Source organism: Salicola sp. AFF1 (assembly GCF_056783195.1).
The window spans coordinates 45501-59964 of record NZ_JBXAYL010000017.1; the positions used below are offsets into that span (position 1 = coordinate 45501).

The window sequence follows — 14464 nt, forward strand, 5'->3', positions numbered from 1 at the left end:
CTGTTGGGCCTGCTGGTGTCCCGTTACGGGGCAGGCTGCACTGTGTTGGGGCAGTGATGGGCTCTGGAAGCGGTTTTGAGGGCTTCACTGAGGGTTGGCGTGGCTTTTGCTGTGGGACGGCCGAATCGAGATTGAGGGTGAAGCATGTCGGCGGATCAGAACGGTGTGCGAGTCATGCTGGTGGATAATGAACCGGAGCGGGCAGCGATGGTGTGCGATGCGCTGACCTCCGAGGGCTACCAGGTGGTGGGCCAGCGCAACAGCGCGCGCGGGCTGGTGGCGGCCGTGGTCCAGGAGGAGCCGGATGTGGTGATCATCGATATGGATTCCCCGGATCGGGATACCATCGAATCCATGTCAGCGCTCAATGAGCATGCGCCCCGGCCGGTGGTGTTCTTTGCCAGCGACGACAGCGACAGCCAGACCATCCAGCAGGCCGTGAGCGCGGGCGTCAGCGCCTACATTGTGGACGGCCTGGAACAGCACCGGGTCAAGCCGATCGTGGAGGTGGCGGTTGCGCGCTTTGAGGCCTTCCAGTCCCTGCGCAACCAGCTTGAGGAAACGCGAACGGCGCTGGAGGACCGCAAGGACATTGAGCGGGCCAAGGGGTTGCTGATGAAGAAGCAGAAATGTTCCGAAGATGAGGCGTTCCACAGTATGCGCAAGTTGGCAATGGACCGGAACCAGAAACTCAGCGAGGTCGCGCGCCAGCTGATTGAGGCGCTTGAAGGCGGCGAGGGTGCCGGATCCCCGGAGGCGATGGATGAGTGACGGGATGAACATTATGGCAACGGACAACGGCATCCGCCTGGGGTTTATTCCGCTGCTGGATGCAGCGCCCCTGATCATGGCTCGGGAGGCGGGATTTTTTGAGCAGGAGGGCTTGAGCGTCAGTCTTCACCGCCAGCCCTCGTGGTCCAGCCTGCGGGATCGGGTTGGCGTGGGCATGCTGGATGGTGCGCAAATGCTGGGGCCCATGACCCTGGCCATCAACATGGGGCTTGGGGCGCCACCATGCCCGGTGATCAGTCCCATGGTGCTCAGCCGCAACGGTAATGCCATCACGGCCAGCCGCGCCCTGCATGAGCAGCTGGATGCCACGGGCTTCAACCTGTCCGAACCCGCCGGGGCAGCCCGCGCGCTGGGGCGGGTCGTGGCGTCCAGCCGCCAGCCGGTGCGGCTGGGGATTGTTTACGCCTGGTCCAGCCACTACCTCCAGCTTCTCGACTGGCTGGCCAGTGGCGGCCTTGAGCCCGGAGCAGGCCTGGAACTGGTGACCGTGCCGCCGCCGGACATGATGACGGCCCTGGCCGAAGGCAGTGTTGATCTGGCCTGTGTTGGGGAACCCTGGAACTCGCTGATGGAGTACCACGGTGTTGGCCGGATCCTGGCCACCGGCTGCCAGGTCTGGCAGAACGCCCCCGAGAAACGCCTGGGTCTGCGCCGGGACTGGGCGGAGGCCAACCCGGAGCAGACCCAGGCGCTGATGCGGGCGCTGGTCCGGTGTTGCCGCTGGCTGGATGACCCGGCCAATCGGGAAACGGTCTACCGTCATCTGGTGCAACCGGACTACCTGGGTCATGCCATTGAGCCCATGGGGGCTCCGGGTCAGTGGCTGTTCCATCCCCGGGTTCAGCAGCATTTTTTCCGCCAGAGCGCCAATTTCCCCTGGCTATCCCAGGCGCAGTGGCTGCTCTCGCGCATGCGGTTGAGCGGTCAGGGGACACAGGTGTCTGGCTCACCGGATCTGGACGCCATCTTCCGTCCCGACCTGTACCGCCGGGTGGCGCACAGCCTGGGTCTGGATGCGCCCGCCATGGACTACAAGGAGGAGGGCGAACACGGCCAGCCGTTTGTGGTTGAGGGCGGTCGAGGCCAGGTCGAGGTCGCTTCCGATGCCCTGATCGCCACCGGGGGCAGCGGCTGATCCGCGCCGGTGCACAGGGCCGTGGTGCTGCACCCGAATCGCTCGCCAGCAACGGGGCAGGCCTATTAGAATTTCAGGAAATCTTTTTTGAATCAGTAACATAATAACGTGGCACGCTTCCTGCTTCAGGAGGGTGGCCACGGAACGGATGACGGTTCGCCATGGCACGGACTGGCGTGGCGACCGAGTGCAGAGGGAACTGCACACCAGAGAATGATGTGTGATGGCAAAGGCGCCTGCTCCCGGATGGGAGTAGGCGCTTTTTTTTGGGTTGTTGAGAGGGAGACAGTCTCATGAACGGGAACAGGCAGATCAAGCGTGGTACGGGTGCACTGTTGTTGGCAGGCCTGATCAGTACCCTGCCGGTGGGCGCCGAAACGATCGGGCCCGCCGAGAAGCCGGACCTCAAGCTGGGGTTCATCAAGCTGACCGACATGGCCCCGCTGGCCATTGCCAAAGAGAAGAACTTTTTCTTTGACGAGGGTCTCTTCGTGGACCTGGAAGCCCAGTCGAACTGGCGCGTGCTCCAGGACCGGGTTGCCCGCGGGGAGCTGGATGGCGCCCATATGCTGGCCGGTCAGCCCATCGGGGCCAGCATCGGCGTTGGCGGTGGTTCGTCCGACATCGTGACCGCGTTCAGTATGGATCTGAACGGCAATGCGATCACGGTGTCGAATGACGTCTGGGAGGCCATGCGTCCCCATGTTCCCAATCGCGAGGATGGCAAGCCTGCGCATCCCATCAGCGCCGAGGCGCTGAAACCGGTGGTGGAGCAAGCCCGCTCAGAAGGCGAGTCGTTTGATATGGGCATGGTGTATCCGCTGTCCACGCACAACTACGAGATCCGTTACTGGTTGGCTGCTGGAGGGCTTCATCCCGGTCTCTATGACCCTGAGGAAGGGGATAACAGCGGGCGCAGCGGCGCGGATGTCCGCCTGTCGGTGACCCCGCCGCCACAGATGCCCTCCACCATGGAGGCGGGCACCATTCAGGGCTACTGCGTGGGCGAACCCTGGAACCAGCAGGCGGTGGCCATGGAGATCGGGGTGCCGGTGGTCACCAATCACGACATCTGGCCGTACAACCCGGAGAAAGTATTCGGGGTCACGCGTGAATGGGCCGAGGAGAACCCGAACACCCACCTGCGCGTGGTGCGGGCGCTGATCCGGGCCGCCCACTGGCTGGATGAGAACGGCAACGCCAACCGCGAGGAAGCGGTCGAGATTCTGTCGGACTCGCGTTACGTGGGAGCGGATGAAGACGTAATCGCCAACTCCATGACGGGGACCTTTGAGTACGAGCCCGGCGATGTGCGCAAGGAGCCGGACTTCAACGTCTTCTTCCGCCACAACGCCAATTACCCGTACTACAGCGATGCCATCTGGTTCATGACCCAGATGCGGCGCTGGGGCCAGATCCCCGAGCACAAGTCGAACGACTGGTACATGGAGAAAGCGCGCGAGGTCTATAAGCCCGGCGTCTACGAGAAGGCGGCGCGCTCGCTGGTGGCGGACGGCACCATGGAGCCCTCCGATTTCCCGGATTTCGACGAGATCGACGGCTTCAAGCCGGTGCAGGACAACTTCATCGATGGCCACGCCTACAACGGCCGCAAGCCCAACGCCTACATCAACAGTTTCGATATCGGCCTCAGTGGCGACGAAACGCCCTGATCAATCCAAGGAGGCGTTATGCAACAGACAGCACCGGTGGCGCGGATCACCGACTTTGTGAAACAGCAAATGGCCGGGTTCAGTCCCCAGGGCTTGGTGCGCTCCATCACCATGCCCGTGCTCGGTGTGCTCGTCTTCCTGCTGCTGTGGCAGCTGGCGGCACAGAACGTGACCACCTCCCTGGGCAGTCTGCCCGGGCCCGCCGACGTCTGGGAGCAGGCGGGCAATCTCTGGGCGGATCATGTCGAGGAACAGCAGCGGGCGGCCGAGTTCATTGAAATGCAGAAGGAGCGCAATGCGCAGATCCTGGAGCGTAACCCGGACGCGGAGGTCCGCATCCGGCCCTACAGTGGCAAGGAAACCTTCATCGACCAGACCCTGACGAGCCTGGGGACGGTGTTCACCGGTTTCATCCTGGCGTCGCTGCTGGCCATCCCGCTGGGCATCGTGGTGGGGCTGAACCGGTACCTGTACGAGGCGGTGAACCCGGTTATCCAGGTCTTCAAGCCGGTCTCGCCGCTGGCCTGGCTGCCCATTGTCACACTGGTGGTGTCCGCCACCTACACCGTTGAGGACCCCATGGTTTCGCGGGCCTTCGTGACCTCCATGATCACGGTGGCCCTGTGCAGCCTCTGGCCCACGCTGGTGAACACCATCATGGGTGTGAACGCGGTGAGCCAGGATCTGCGCAATGTCAGCCGGGTCCTGCGGCTGGGCTTTTTCACCCATGTCTGGCGGGTGGTCCTGCCCTCCGCCATTCCCATGATCTTCACCGGATTGCGGTTGTCACTGGGCATCGCCTGGATGGTGCTGATCGCCGCCGAGATGCTGGCCCAGAGCCCGGGCCTGGGTAAGTTTGTCTGGGACGAATTCCAGAACGGCAGCAGCGAATCACTGGGCCGCATCATGGTGGCCGTGATCGTGATTGGCCTGATCGGGCTGGTGCTGGATCGCGGCATGCTGATGCTGCAGCGCCTGCTTTCCTGGAAGCGCGCCAGCGCTACACACTGAACGAGGGAGGTTTCCCCATGACTCATTCACGTCCCCATCTCGAACTGTCTTCCGTGGGCATGGGCTTTCCCGTCAAGGGTGGGTCCTTCACGGCTCTGGAGGATGTCAATCTGCGCGTGGCCGAGGGGGAATTCATCTCCCTGATCGGCCATTCCGGCTGTGGCAAATCCACGGTGCTCAACATCGTCGCTGGCCTGATGCAGGCCAACCGGGGTGGTTGCCTGCTGGATGGGCGCGAGGTTACCGAGCCCGGTCCGGAGCGCGCCGTGGTCTTCCAGAACCATTCGCTGATGCCCTGGCTGACCACCTTCGGCAACGTGGAACTGGCGGTGCGCCAGGTGTTCCGTCGCTCCATGACGCGCCGCCAGCGCCGTGACTGGATCATCCACAACCTGGAACTGGTGCACATGGGCCACGCGCTCGACAAGCGCCCGGATGAGCTCTCCGGGGGCATGCGCCAGCGCGTGGGTATTGCCCGCGCCCTGGCCATGCAGCCCAAGGTGCTGCTGATGGACGAACCCTTCGGCGCTCTGGACGCGCTTACCCGGGCGCACCTCCAGGACTCGCTCATGGCCATTCAGCGGGAACTCAATAATACCGTCATCACGATCACCCATGACGTGGATGAGGCGGTATTGATGTCGGATCGCATCGTGATGATGACCAATGGCCCCGCGGCTACCATCGGTGAGGTGCTGGACGTGCCACTGGAGCGGCCACGGGACCGTGTGGCGCTGGCGGACTGCCCGGAATACAACCGCTGCCGCCAGGCCGTGCTCAGCTTCCTTTACGAAAAGCAGCAGAAAGTCACCCCCATGCCCAAGCGTGAGGGGCCGGACAGCACGGGCGAGGGGGAGACCCCAGCGGCGTCGGGCGTTGGAGCCGTTAACGCCTGATTCTGGTGCAACAGTACCCAGCCGTGCACCAGCAGGGCTCCCGGTTGCGCCCGGGTGAGAAGAGACTGGGTGTGTAAGTGGCTGATTCACGGTGGGGTCAATGTTGGCACGCCGTCTGCATCCAGAAGGATGTGTCTCAGGACACGGACATTGCGAACCATGAAGGGCATTGGCGCCTGATCAGTCTTCCTCCGGGAAGGTTGGCAGGCGCCTTTTTTATTGGGGCAACCCCCTGGAGGACACAATGGGTGGCGAACTTGTCATTATCGGTCACGGCATGGCCACACAGCGGCTGCTGGAGCAGCTGGCGGGAACACGCCACGGCTGGCGCGTGACGGTGATCAGTGACGAACCGGAGCTGGCCTACAACCGGATCCTGCTCTCGCCCTGGCTGGCGGGGGAAACCACCACGCAAGCCTTACCGCTGGCCGCGCCCGGCTGGTACCTGGAGCACGGAATGCATGTGCACAACGGCGATGGCGTAGCGCGGATTGACCGTGGTGCCCGGGTCGTGATCACGCGGGCGGGACGCCGCATCCCCTATGACCGGCTTGTGATCGCCACCGGCTCGCGCCCCGCGATGCCGGCAATCGAGGGGACCGGTCTGGACGGGGTCACCGGCTTCCGGACCCTGAAGGACGCCCGGTGGATGACACAGCGCAGCCGCCACGGAGGCCATGCCATTGTGCTCGGTGGTGGCTTCCTGGGCCTGGAGGCCGCGGAAGGGTTGCGGGCCCAGGGAATGAGCGTCTCGGTGGTGCATCGCGGTGACTGGCCCCTGAACCGCCAGCTGGACGAGGCTGCCGGTAACATGCTGGCGGCCACCCTGCGCCAGCGCGGCATGGCACTGCACCTGGGCAACGGCGTGGCCCGGATTGAGGGGGAACAGCAGGTTGAGGCAGTACACCTTGCCGACGGGCGGGTACTGGCGGCGGACCTGGTGGTGATCGCCGCCGGCACCCAGCCCAACCGCGAGCTGGCGGAGGAGGCCGGGCTCGCGTGTGCCCGGGGCATCCATGTAGACGCCACGCTCACTACCAGTGATGCCCATATCCATGCCCTTGGTGAGTGCTGCCAGTTCGGGGACCTGACCTATGGCCTGGTCGAGCCCGTTCACCGCCAGGCCGGCGTCCTGGCCGACCGACTCTGTGGCGGCCACCAGAGCTACCGCGAGGCGCCCCTGGCCACCCGACTCAAGATCAGCGGCGTGGAAGTGTTCTCCTGTGGCGACATCGACGCCCGTGACGGGGATACGGAATCCATCCTGTACCACGACCGCCGCGGTGGCGAATACCGCCGCCTCTTCCTGAAGAACAATCGCCTCGTGGGTGCCGTGCTCTATGGCGACGCATCAACGGGCCCCTGGCTGTTCGAGCACCTGTGCCAGGGAACGGATCTCAGTGCCTGGCGCGCCAGCCTGGCATTTGGCGAAGCATACTGCGAGGCGGCCTGAATGGGCGCCCGCTGGCAACCGGAGGACAACGTCATGAGCAAACAGAACCTGATCGTGATCGGTAACGGCATGGTGGGTCATCACTTCCTGGAGCAACTGGCCGAAAGCGGGCAGGCGGACGGGTTTCAGGTGACGGTGCTGGGTGAGGAACGCCATATCGCCTATGACCGTGTGCACCTGTCCGAGTACTTCCAGGGCAAATCCGCCAATGACCTGGCGTTTTCCACGGCGGACCAGTACGCCCAGTGGGGGTTTGACCTGCGCCTGAACACGGCGGCCACGAACATTGACCGGGAGGCCCGGACCCTGACCCTCGATAATGGCGAGACACTCGCGTACGACAAGCTCGTGCTGGCGACCGGCTCCTATCCCTTTGTGCCCCCCATCGAGGGCAATGACCGCGAGGACTGCCTGGTCTACCGCACCCTGGACGACCTGGATGCCATTCGTGAAGCTGCCGCCCGCGCCAATACCGGCGTGGTGGTGGGTGGTGGCCTGTTGGGGCTGGAAGCCGCCAATGCCCTGCGGGAACTGGACTTGGACACCGCCGTGGTGGAATTCGCGCCCAGATTGATGCCGGTGCAGGTGGACGAAGAGGGCGGCGGCATCCTGCAAGAAAAAATCGAGGAACTGGGGGTGCAGGTGCTGACCGGCCGCGCGACCCAGCGCATTGAGGACGGCACCAACGCCCGTCACCAGATGGTGTTCCAGGACGATCGCCTGCTGGAGACCGACCTGATCGTGTTTTCCGCCGGCATCCGCCCACGCGATGGACTGGCGCGGGAGGCCGGCCTCACCATGGGCGAACGCGGGGGTGTCGTGATTGACGATCACTGCCGCACCAGTGATCCCGACATCCTCGCCATTGGCGAAGTGGCGCTGTGGAACGACAGCATCTTCGGTCTGGTCGGCCCTGGCTACCAGATGGCCAAGGCCGCCCTGGACACGCTGACCGGGGGCGATCGGGCCTTCACCGGAGAAGACATGAGCACCAAGCTCAAGCTCATGGGCGTGGACGTGGGCGCCATTGGCGATGCCCACGGCAACCAGAACCCGGGAGCGCGGTTCTACCGCTACACCAATGGCATTGCCCAGGAGTACCGCAAGCTGGTGGTCTCCGCCGACGGCAAGCAGCTGCTGGGCGCCATGCTGGTGGGCGACAACAGCTACTACGACACCCTGCTGCAGTACACCCTGAACGGGCTGGAACTGCCGGACAGCCCGGAGTCACTGATCCTGCCCGCGAGCGAGGGCGGCGCCCCGGCGCTGGGCGTGGACGCCCTGCCGGAGACCGCCGGCATCTGCTCCTGTCACAACGTCACCAAGGGCGACATCGTCCAGTGCGTGTATGACGGCTACACCTCCGTGGGCGATGTTAAGGCGGCCACCAAAGCCGGTACCGGCTGCGGTGGCTGTGCCGGCCAGCTCAAGGAGATCGTCGACCACGAGATGGCGGCGCTGGGCATGGAAGTGGATAACAGCGTCTGCGAGCACTTCGATTACTCGCGCCAGGAGCTGGAACACATTATCCGGGTTGAGGGCATCGAAGACTTCCGGACGCTGCTGCGCAACCACGGCAAGGGCCTGGGCTGCGACATCTGCAAGCCCACCGTGGCCTCGATCCTCGCATCCACCTGGAACGACTACGTACTCCGGGAAGAGCACGTGGGCCTGCAGGACACCAACGACACCTTCCTGGCCAACATGCAGAAGGACGGCACCTTCTCCGTGGTGCCCCGGGTCGCCGGCGGCGAGATCACGCCGGACAGCCTGATCACGCTTGGCCAGGTGGCCAAGGAATTCGAACTCTACACCAAGATCACCGGCGGCCAGCGCGTGGATCTTTTCGGCGCCAAGCTCAATGACCTGCCGGCGATCTGGCAGCGGCTCGTGGACGCGGGCTTCGAGACCGGCCATGCGTACGGCAAGGCGGTGCGGACCGTGAAGAGTTGCGTCGGCAGTACCTGGTGCCGTTACGGGGTGCAGGACAGCGTGCAGCTCGCCATTGACCTTGAGCATCGCTACAAGGGCATCCGCGCCCCGCACAAGCTTAAGTTCGGCGTCAGCGGCTGTACCCGCGAATGCGCCGAGGCCCAGAGCAAGGACTTTGGGGTGATCGCCACCGAGAACGGCTGGAACCTCTATGTGGCCGGCAATGGCGGCATGCGTCCACGCCATGCGGACCTTCTGGCCCAGGACCTGGATACCGACACCCTGATCCGCACCATCGACCGCTTCATGATGCTCTACATCCGCACCGCGGACCGGCTGCAGCGCACCGCGCGCTGGCTGGAGAACCTGGAAGGCGGACTGGACTATGTGCGCGAGGTGATCATGGAAGACTCACTGGGCATTGCCGCCGAACTGGACGAGCAGATGGCACGCTTGATCAACAACTACCAATGCGAGTGGAAGACCACGCTCGAAGACCCTGAGAAGCTCAAGCGCTTCCGCCAGATGATTAACGAAGACGGGGATGACCCTTACGTGGTGACCGTGGAAGAGCGTGACCAGCCGCGCCCCGCCACGCCGGAAGAGAAGCTGGAGCGCATTCCAGCGGTGTCTGTCTGAGGAGGAACCACCATGACACAGCATAACGAATGGGCCTGCATTGGCCGGGACACGGACCTGGTTGCGGGAGCGGGCGTTGGCGCCCGCTTCGGGGACCGCCAGGTCGCTATCTTTTACATTCCGGAGCTGGAACAGCCACTGTATGCCGTGGATAATTACTGCCCCATCTCGGGCGTGAACATCATCGCCCGGGGCATCGTGGGGGACATTGAGGGCGAACCCGTGGTGGCCACGCCGCTGTACAAGAAGCATTTCTCATTGCTGGACGGCCGTTGCGTGGAAGCCCCTGATGACTACCGGCTCAACGTCTACGCCGTCCGTCTTGCCGGCAACGCCATTGAGGTAAGTCAGGGCAGCGGGCAGGCCGCCACTGTCGCCTGACGGGTCTGGCAGGATCAGGCACGGCGGCAGAGGGCAAGGCAATAGCCCTGTCTTATCGGGCGGATCGGCAAAAATGATTGATGGGCGGCAGGGGCAAAGTTTAGCATCTTCTAAAAAAGTTAGCGCTCACTGTCAAAACCAAGGAGGTTCCAACCCATGTCGCTGATCACTACCGAAATCAAACCCTTTACCGCACAGGCTTACCACAACGGCGAATTCGTTGAGGTGTCCGACGAGACCATCAAGGGCCAGTGGAGTGTGTTCTTCTTCTACCCCGCGGACTTCACCTTTGTATGCCCCACTGAGCTTGGTGACCTGGCGGACAACTATGACGAGTTCCGCAAGCTGGGCGTCGAGATCTACAGCGTCTCAACCGACACCCATTTCACGCACAAGGCCTGGCACGACAGCTCCGACACCATCGGCAAGCTGCAGTTCCCGATGGTCGCCGACCCGACACTGACCATTTCCCGCAACTTTGAAATCCTGTCGGAAGCAGACGGCCTCGCCGAACGCGGTACCTTCGTTGTGGACCCGGACGGCCGCATCCAGATCGAAGAGATCAATGCCGGCAACATCGGCCGCAACGCCGAGGAGCTGCTGCGCAAGGTCAAGGCGGCCCAGTACGTGCGCGCGCATCCCAACGAAGTCTGCCCCGCCAAGTGGGAAGAAGGCGAAGAGACGCTGGAACCGTCCTTGGACCTCGTCGGCAAGATCTAAAGCCTGCCATTGCCTGATCCGGGGAGGCGCCCGCGTCTCCCCGGCTCCACCATCCCGGATTCAATAAGCCTTTAGTGAGGGTGTATTCATGCTGGACCAGAATCTGAAGACCCAGCTCCAGGGGTATCTGGACAAGGTCACCAACCCGTTCGAGATCGTGGCCTCGCTGGATGACAGCGACAAGTCCAGTGAAATGCGCTCGTTGCTGGAGGACATCGTCTCGCTCACGGACCGGATCACGCTGCGCACTGACGGTCAGGACGCGCGCCGGCCCTCCTTTACCCTGAACCGGGAAGACGGGCCTACGGGCGTGGTCTTCGCTGGTCTGCCCATGGGGCATGAGTTCACCTCCCTGGTTCTGGCATTGCTTCAGACGGGCGGGCATCCGCCACGCGCCAGCGAGGAGACCATTGAACAGATCCGGGCGCTGCCGGGGCCGCTGAGGTTCGAGACCTATTTCTCGCAGTCCTGCCAGAACTGCCCGGATGTGGTTCAGGCGCTCAACCTCATGGCCATCCTGAATCCGGCGATTGAGCATGTGGCGATCGACGGCGCCGTGTTCAAGCAGGAGGTTGAAGACCGGGAGGTGATGTCCGTCCCCAGCGTCTACCTCAACGGAGACTTCTTCGACCAGGGCCGCCTGGGTCTGGAGGAAATCCTGGCGAAGGTGGATACCGGCGCCACCGAGCGTGAAGCAGCCCGCCTCAACGAAAAGGGCACCTTTGACGTGCTTGCCGTTGGCGGTGGGCCCGCTGGCGCGGCTGCTGCTATCTACGCCGCTCGCAAGGGCATCACCACGGGCGTGGTGGCGGAGCGCTTTGGTGGCCAGGTGCTGGATACAGCCGCCATTGAGAACTTCATTTCGGTTCCGGAAACCGAAGGGCCGCGCCTGGTTTCGGCCATGGAGGAACATGTCCGCCAGTACGACGTGGATGTGATGAACGTCCAGCGTGCCGTCAGCCTGAACCCGGCCACCGAGACCGGTGGGGTGCACGAGGTGGTCTTCGACTCCGGGGCGCGCTTGCAGAGCCGTTCCCTGATCCTGGCGACCGGTGCGCGTTGGCGCCAGATGGGAGTGCCCGGCGAACAGGAATACAGCACCCGTGGCGTGGCCTATTGCCCGCACTGTGACGGGCCCCTGTACAAGGGCAAGGACGTGGCCGTGATCGGGGGCGGTAACTCCGGCGTGGAAGCCGCCATTGACCTGTCCGGCCTGGTGAAGCAGGTTTTCCTTCTGGAAGTCATGGACGAGCTCAAGGCCGACGCCGTACTGCAGGAAAAGCTCAAGAGTCTGCCCAACGTGGAGGTCATCACGGGCGCCAAGACCACGGCTATCAATGGTGATGGCAAGCGCGTGACGGGCCTGACCTATGAGGAAACCAACAGTGGCGAGGCACGCGACCTGGCGGTGGAAGGGGTATTTGTCCAGATCGGGCTGGTGCCCAATACTGAGTGGCTGCAGGACTCGCCCATCGAGCTGTCACAGCATGGCGAGATCGTGACGGATGATCACGGCATGACCTCGATACCGGGGATTTTCGCCGCCGGTGACGTCACCACGGTCCCCTACAAACAGATCGTGATTGCCATGGGCGAGGGCTCCAGGGCCGCACTGGGTGCGTTTGATTACCTCATCCGCCACTGAGCCGGCCAACGGTGTTGGTGCCGGTGCATTGCCACCCCAGCCGCCGCGCCCCACGGCGGCTGGTCTTTGACATAAATCAAATTCAAAATCAATGAGATAGGTCAATCATAAGGGGCCGGGCTCTGCCTTAGACTGGGATCAACTTCAAAGGCAGGAGCTTTAACCTATGCAACAGAACCTGACTCGCCAGTGCCTCATCGCAGCGCTTTCCATGACAGCCGTCGGCGTGGCAGCGCCTGCCGTTGCCTATGATCAGGGCGACACCATTGTCCGTGGCGGTATTGCCAGCGTCGTACCCGGTGGCAGCTATTCCTCCGTTGCGAATGGCGCTTTCGACCTGCGTGCGGACTCCGACATCCAGGCCGGCGCCAGCATCAGCTACATGATGACCGGTAATACCAGTGTCAATCTGCTGGCCGCAACGCCTTTCGAGCACGATATCGAGGCGAGCCAACTGGGCGGCTCAAACATTGGTTCCACCAAGCACCTGCCGCCAACCGTAACGGTTTCCTGGTATCCGCTGTCCGGCCAGAACCTTGGTTTCGAGCCCTATGTTGGGGTCGGTGTGAACTACACCACCTTCTGGGATGAGGAACTGAATCAGACCGGTCAGAACGCCACGGGCGCTACCGACCTGAGCCTGGATGATTCATTCGGCCTTGCAGGCCAGGTCGGGGTGGATGTGGCCCTGGACGAGAGCTGGTCGGTGGGTGCCGCCGCCTACTACGCGAACATTGAGACCGACGCTGAGCTCAATGGCAATGATATCGGCACGGTCGAAATCGATCCCATGATCTATCGGCTGCACGTCGGCTACAGCTTCTGAAAGCCATTCCCCGGCGCGGGCCCATCCCATCGGGCGCCGCGCCACCAGCCCCCCGTTGTTTGGCGGCCCAGCCTGGGCCGCCAGGATTCTCAGGCCGATTTCAGCGGCTTGTGGGCAATATCGGGTTCCTTGCCCTGCAGCATCTGGTTCCAGTAGAAGGGCGGCAGCAGGTGCTTCTTGACCACCCAGTAGAACCGCGACTCCTTGAACGGGCTCAGCGGCAGCGTTGGCGTGACCACGCCGTCGTACATGAACTCCGCCAGCATCACCTTGCCGTAGCCGGTCACCAGTGGGCAGGACGTGTAGCCATCGTACTGGGCGGACAGCGCCTGCCCGTCCACCTGGGCCAGCAGGTTACGCACCGTGACCGGCGCCTGTTTGCGCACGGCGGCTGCCGTCTTGGACGTGGGGAGGGAGCTGGCATCCCCGAGTGAGAACACGTTGGGGTACTGGTTGTGCTGGGTGGTGTGCTTGTCCACGTCGACCCAGCCATCCGCATTGGCCAGCGGGCTCTGCTTCACGAAATCCGGCGCTGTCTGGTGCGGTGTTACGTGCAGCAGATCATAGGGCTGCTCCACTTCCTTGCGCTCCCCGTTGGCGTCCTTGGTGGCAAAACGGGCCACCTTGCGCTCGGCGTCAATGGCCACCAGGTCGTGGCCCAGGTTAACCCCAATGCCGTAGCGGTCCATCACCTTCTGCAGGTGCGGGACAAAATCCGGCACGCTGAACAGAGCGCCGGCGCCGCTGTAGAACTGCAGGTTGCTTTCCGGGGCCAGGTTGTTGCGCCTCAGATAATCCGCTGCCAGGTAGGCAATCTTCTGCGGCGCGCCGGCGCACTTCAAGGGGGGCGGCGGCTGGGTGAAGATGGCGTTGCCGCCCCGGAACTGGCGCAGGCATTCCCAGGTGTAGGGTGCCGTTTCCGGACTGTAGTTACTGCAGACGCCGTTGCTGCCCAGCGCCTCGCGCAACCCTTCCACGCGATCCCAGTCCAGCTTGATCCCCGGGGCCACCACCAGATAGCTGTACTGGAGCTGGCGCCCATCATCCAGAGTGAGCTGGTTGCTGTCCGGCTCAAAAGAGGCCACGCCAGCACGGACCCAGGTGGCCTTCTCCGGCAGTGTCTCTTTCTGGGCGCGGTGCGTGCTTTCCAGGGAATAGGTGCCACCGCCGACCAGTGTGAACGCGGGTTGGTAGTAATGGTGCTCTGACGGTTCCACCACGGCCACATCCAGATCCGGGCGCTGACGGAGCAGGGAGGCGGCCACGGTCGTGCCGGCGGTACCGCCGCCTACGACCACCACCTGATGGTTGAGCGGGTTGGAAGACGTGCTCATGGAAACCTCTTGACCAGTTGGATGATG

At 63.4% G+C, this 14464-nt stretch carries 12 protein-coding genes; 11 read left to right on the forward strand and 1 reads right to left on the reverse strand.

The annotated features are described in order from the left end of the window. The first annotated feature begins 144 nt into the window (after positions 1–144). The 11 genes from AC1RQI_RS12010 to AC1RQI_RS12060 all read left to right on the forward strand — a co-directional run bounded on the left by AC1RQI_RS12010 (position 145) and on the right by AC1RQI_RS12060 (position 13103). The gene (locus tag AC1RQI_RS12010; protein WP_481904966.1) at positions 145–771 is read left to right on the forward strand and encodes an ANTAR domain-containing response regulator; all 627 of its coding nucleotides are present in this window, start codon (positions 145–147) and stop codon (positions 769–771) included. Beyond that, a complete protein-coding gene (locus tag AC1RQI_RS12015; RefSeq protein ID WP_481904967.1) occupies positions 764–1927 on the forward strand; it encodes a CmpA/NrtA family ABC transporter substrate-binding protein in 1164 nt (387 codons plus the stop codon). The genes AC1RQI_RS12010 and AC1RQI_RS12015 overlap by 8 nt, the downstream gene beginning before the upstream one ends. 293 nt (positions 1928–2220) lie before the next feature. Further along, entirely contained in the window at positions 2221–3600 is a 1380-nt protein-coding gene (locus AC1RQI_RS12020; protein ID WP_481904968.1) for a CmpA/NrtA family ABC transporter substrate-binding protein, read from the forward strand. An 18-nt stretch (positions 3601–3618) separates the two neighbouring features. Continuing rightward, positions 3619–4611: an ABC transporter permease gene (locus AC1RQI_RS12025; protein WP_481904969.1), complete on the forward strand. Its 993-nt coding sequence runs from the start codon at positions 3619–3621 to the stop codon at positions 4609–4611. A gap of 17 nt (positions 4612–4628) precedes the next feature. Further along, a complete protein-coding gene (locus AC1RQI_RS12030; protein WP_481904970.1) occupies positions 4629–5507 on the forward strand; it encodes an ABC transporter ATP-binding protein in 879 nt (292 codons plus the stop codon). A gap of 244 nt (positions 5508–5751) precedes the next feature. Continuing rightward, complete coding sequence (locus tag AC1RQI_RS12035) at positions 5752–6960, forward strand: NAD(P)/FAD-dependent oxidoreductase (protein WP_481904971.1); 1209 nt, start codon at positions 5752–5754, stop codon at positions 6958–6960. A 33-nt stretch (positions 6961–6993) separates the two neighbouring features. Then, a complete protein-coding gene (nirB, locus tag AC1RQI_RS12040; RefSeq protein WP_481904972.1) occupies positions 6994–9531 on the forward strand; it encodes a nitrite reductase large subunit NirB in 2538 nt (845 codons plus the stop codon). A 12-nt stretch (positions 9532–9543) separates the two neighbouring features. Next, complete coding sequence (gene nirD, locus AC1RQI_RS12045; protein ID WP_481904973.1) at positions 9544–9912, forward strand: nitrite reductase small subunit NirD; 369 nt, start codon at positions 9544–9546, stop codon at positions 9910–9912. Positions 9913–10068: 156 nt separating this feature from the next. Continuing rightward, the gene (gene ahpC / locus AC1RQI_RS12050; protein WP_416633256.1) at positions 10069–10632 is read left to right on the forward strand and encodes an alkyl hydroperoxide reductase subunit C; all 564 of its coding nucleotides are present in this window, start codon (positions 10069–10071) and stop codon (positions 10630–10632) included. An 88-nt stretch (positions 10633–10720) separates the two neighbouring features. Beyond that, complete coding sequence (gene ahpF / locus AC1RQI_RS12055; RefSeq protein WP_481904974.1) at positions 10721–12277, forward strand: alkyl hydroperoxide reductase subunit F; 1557 nt, start codon at positions 10721–10723, stop codon at positions 12275–12277. Positions 12278–12443: 166 nt separating this feature from the next. Then, complete coding sequence (locus AC1RQI_RS12060; protein WP_481904975.1) at positions 12444–13103, forward strand: OmpW/AlkL family protein; 660 nt, start codon at positions 12444–12446, stop codon at positions 13101–13103. An 89-nt stretch (positions 13104–13192) separates the two neighbouring features. Here the strand turns inward: AC1RQI_RS12060 and AC1RQI_RS12065 are convergent, their stop codons facing one another. Then, a complete protein-coding gene (locus AC1RQI_RS12065; RefSeq protein ID WP_481904976.1) occupies positions 13193–14437 on the reverse strand; it encodes an NAD(P)/FAD-dependent oxidoreductase in 1245 nt (414 codons plus the stop codon). Between the last annotated feature and the right edge of the window lie 27 nt (positions 14438–14464).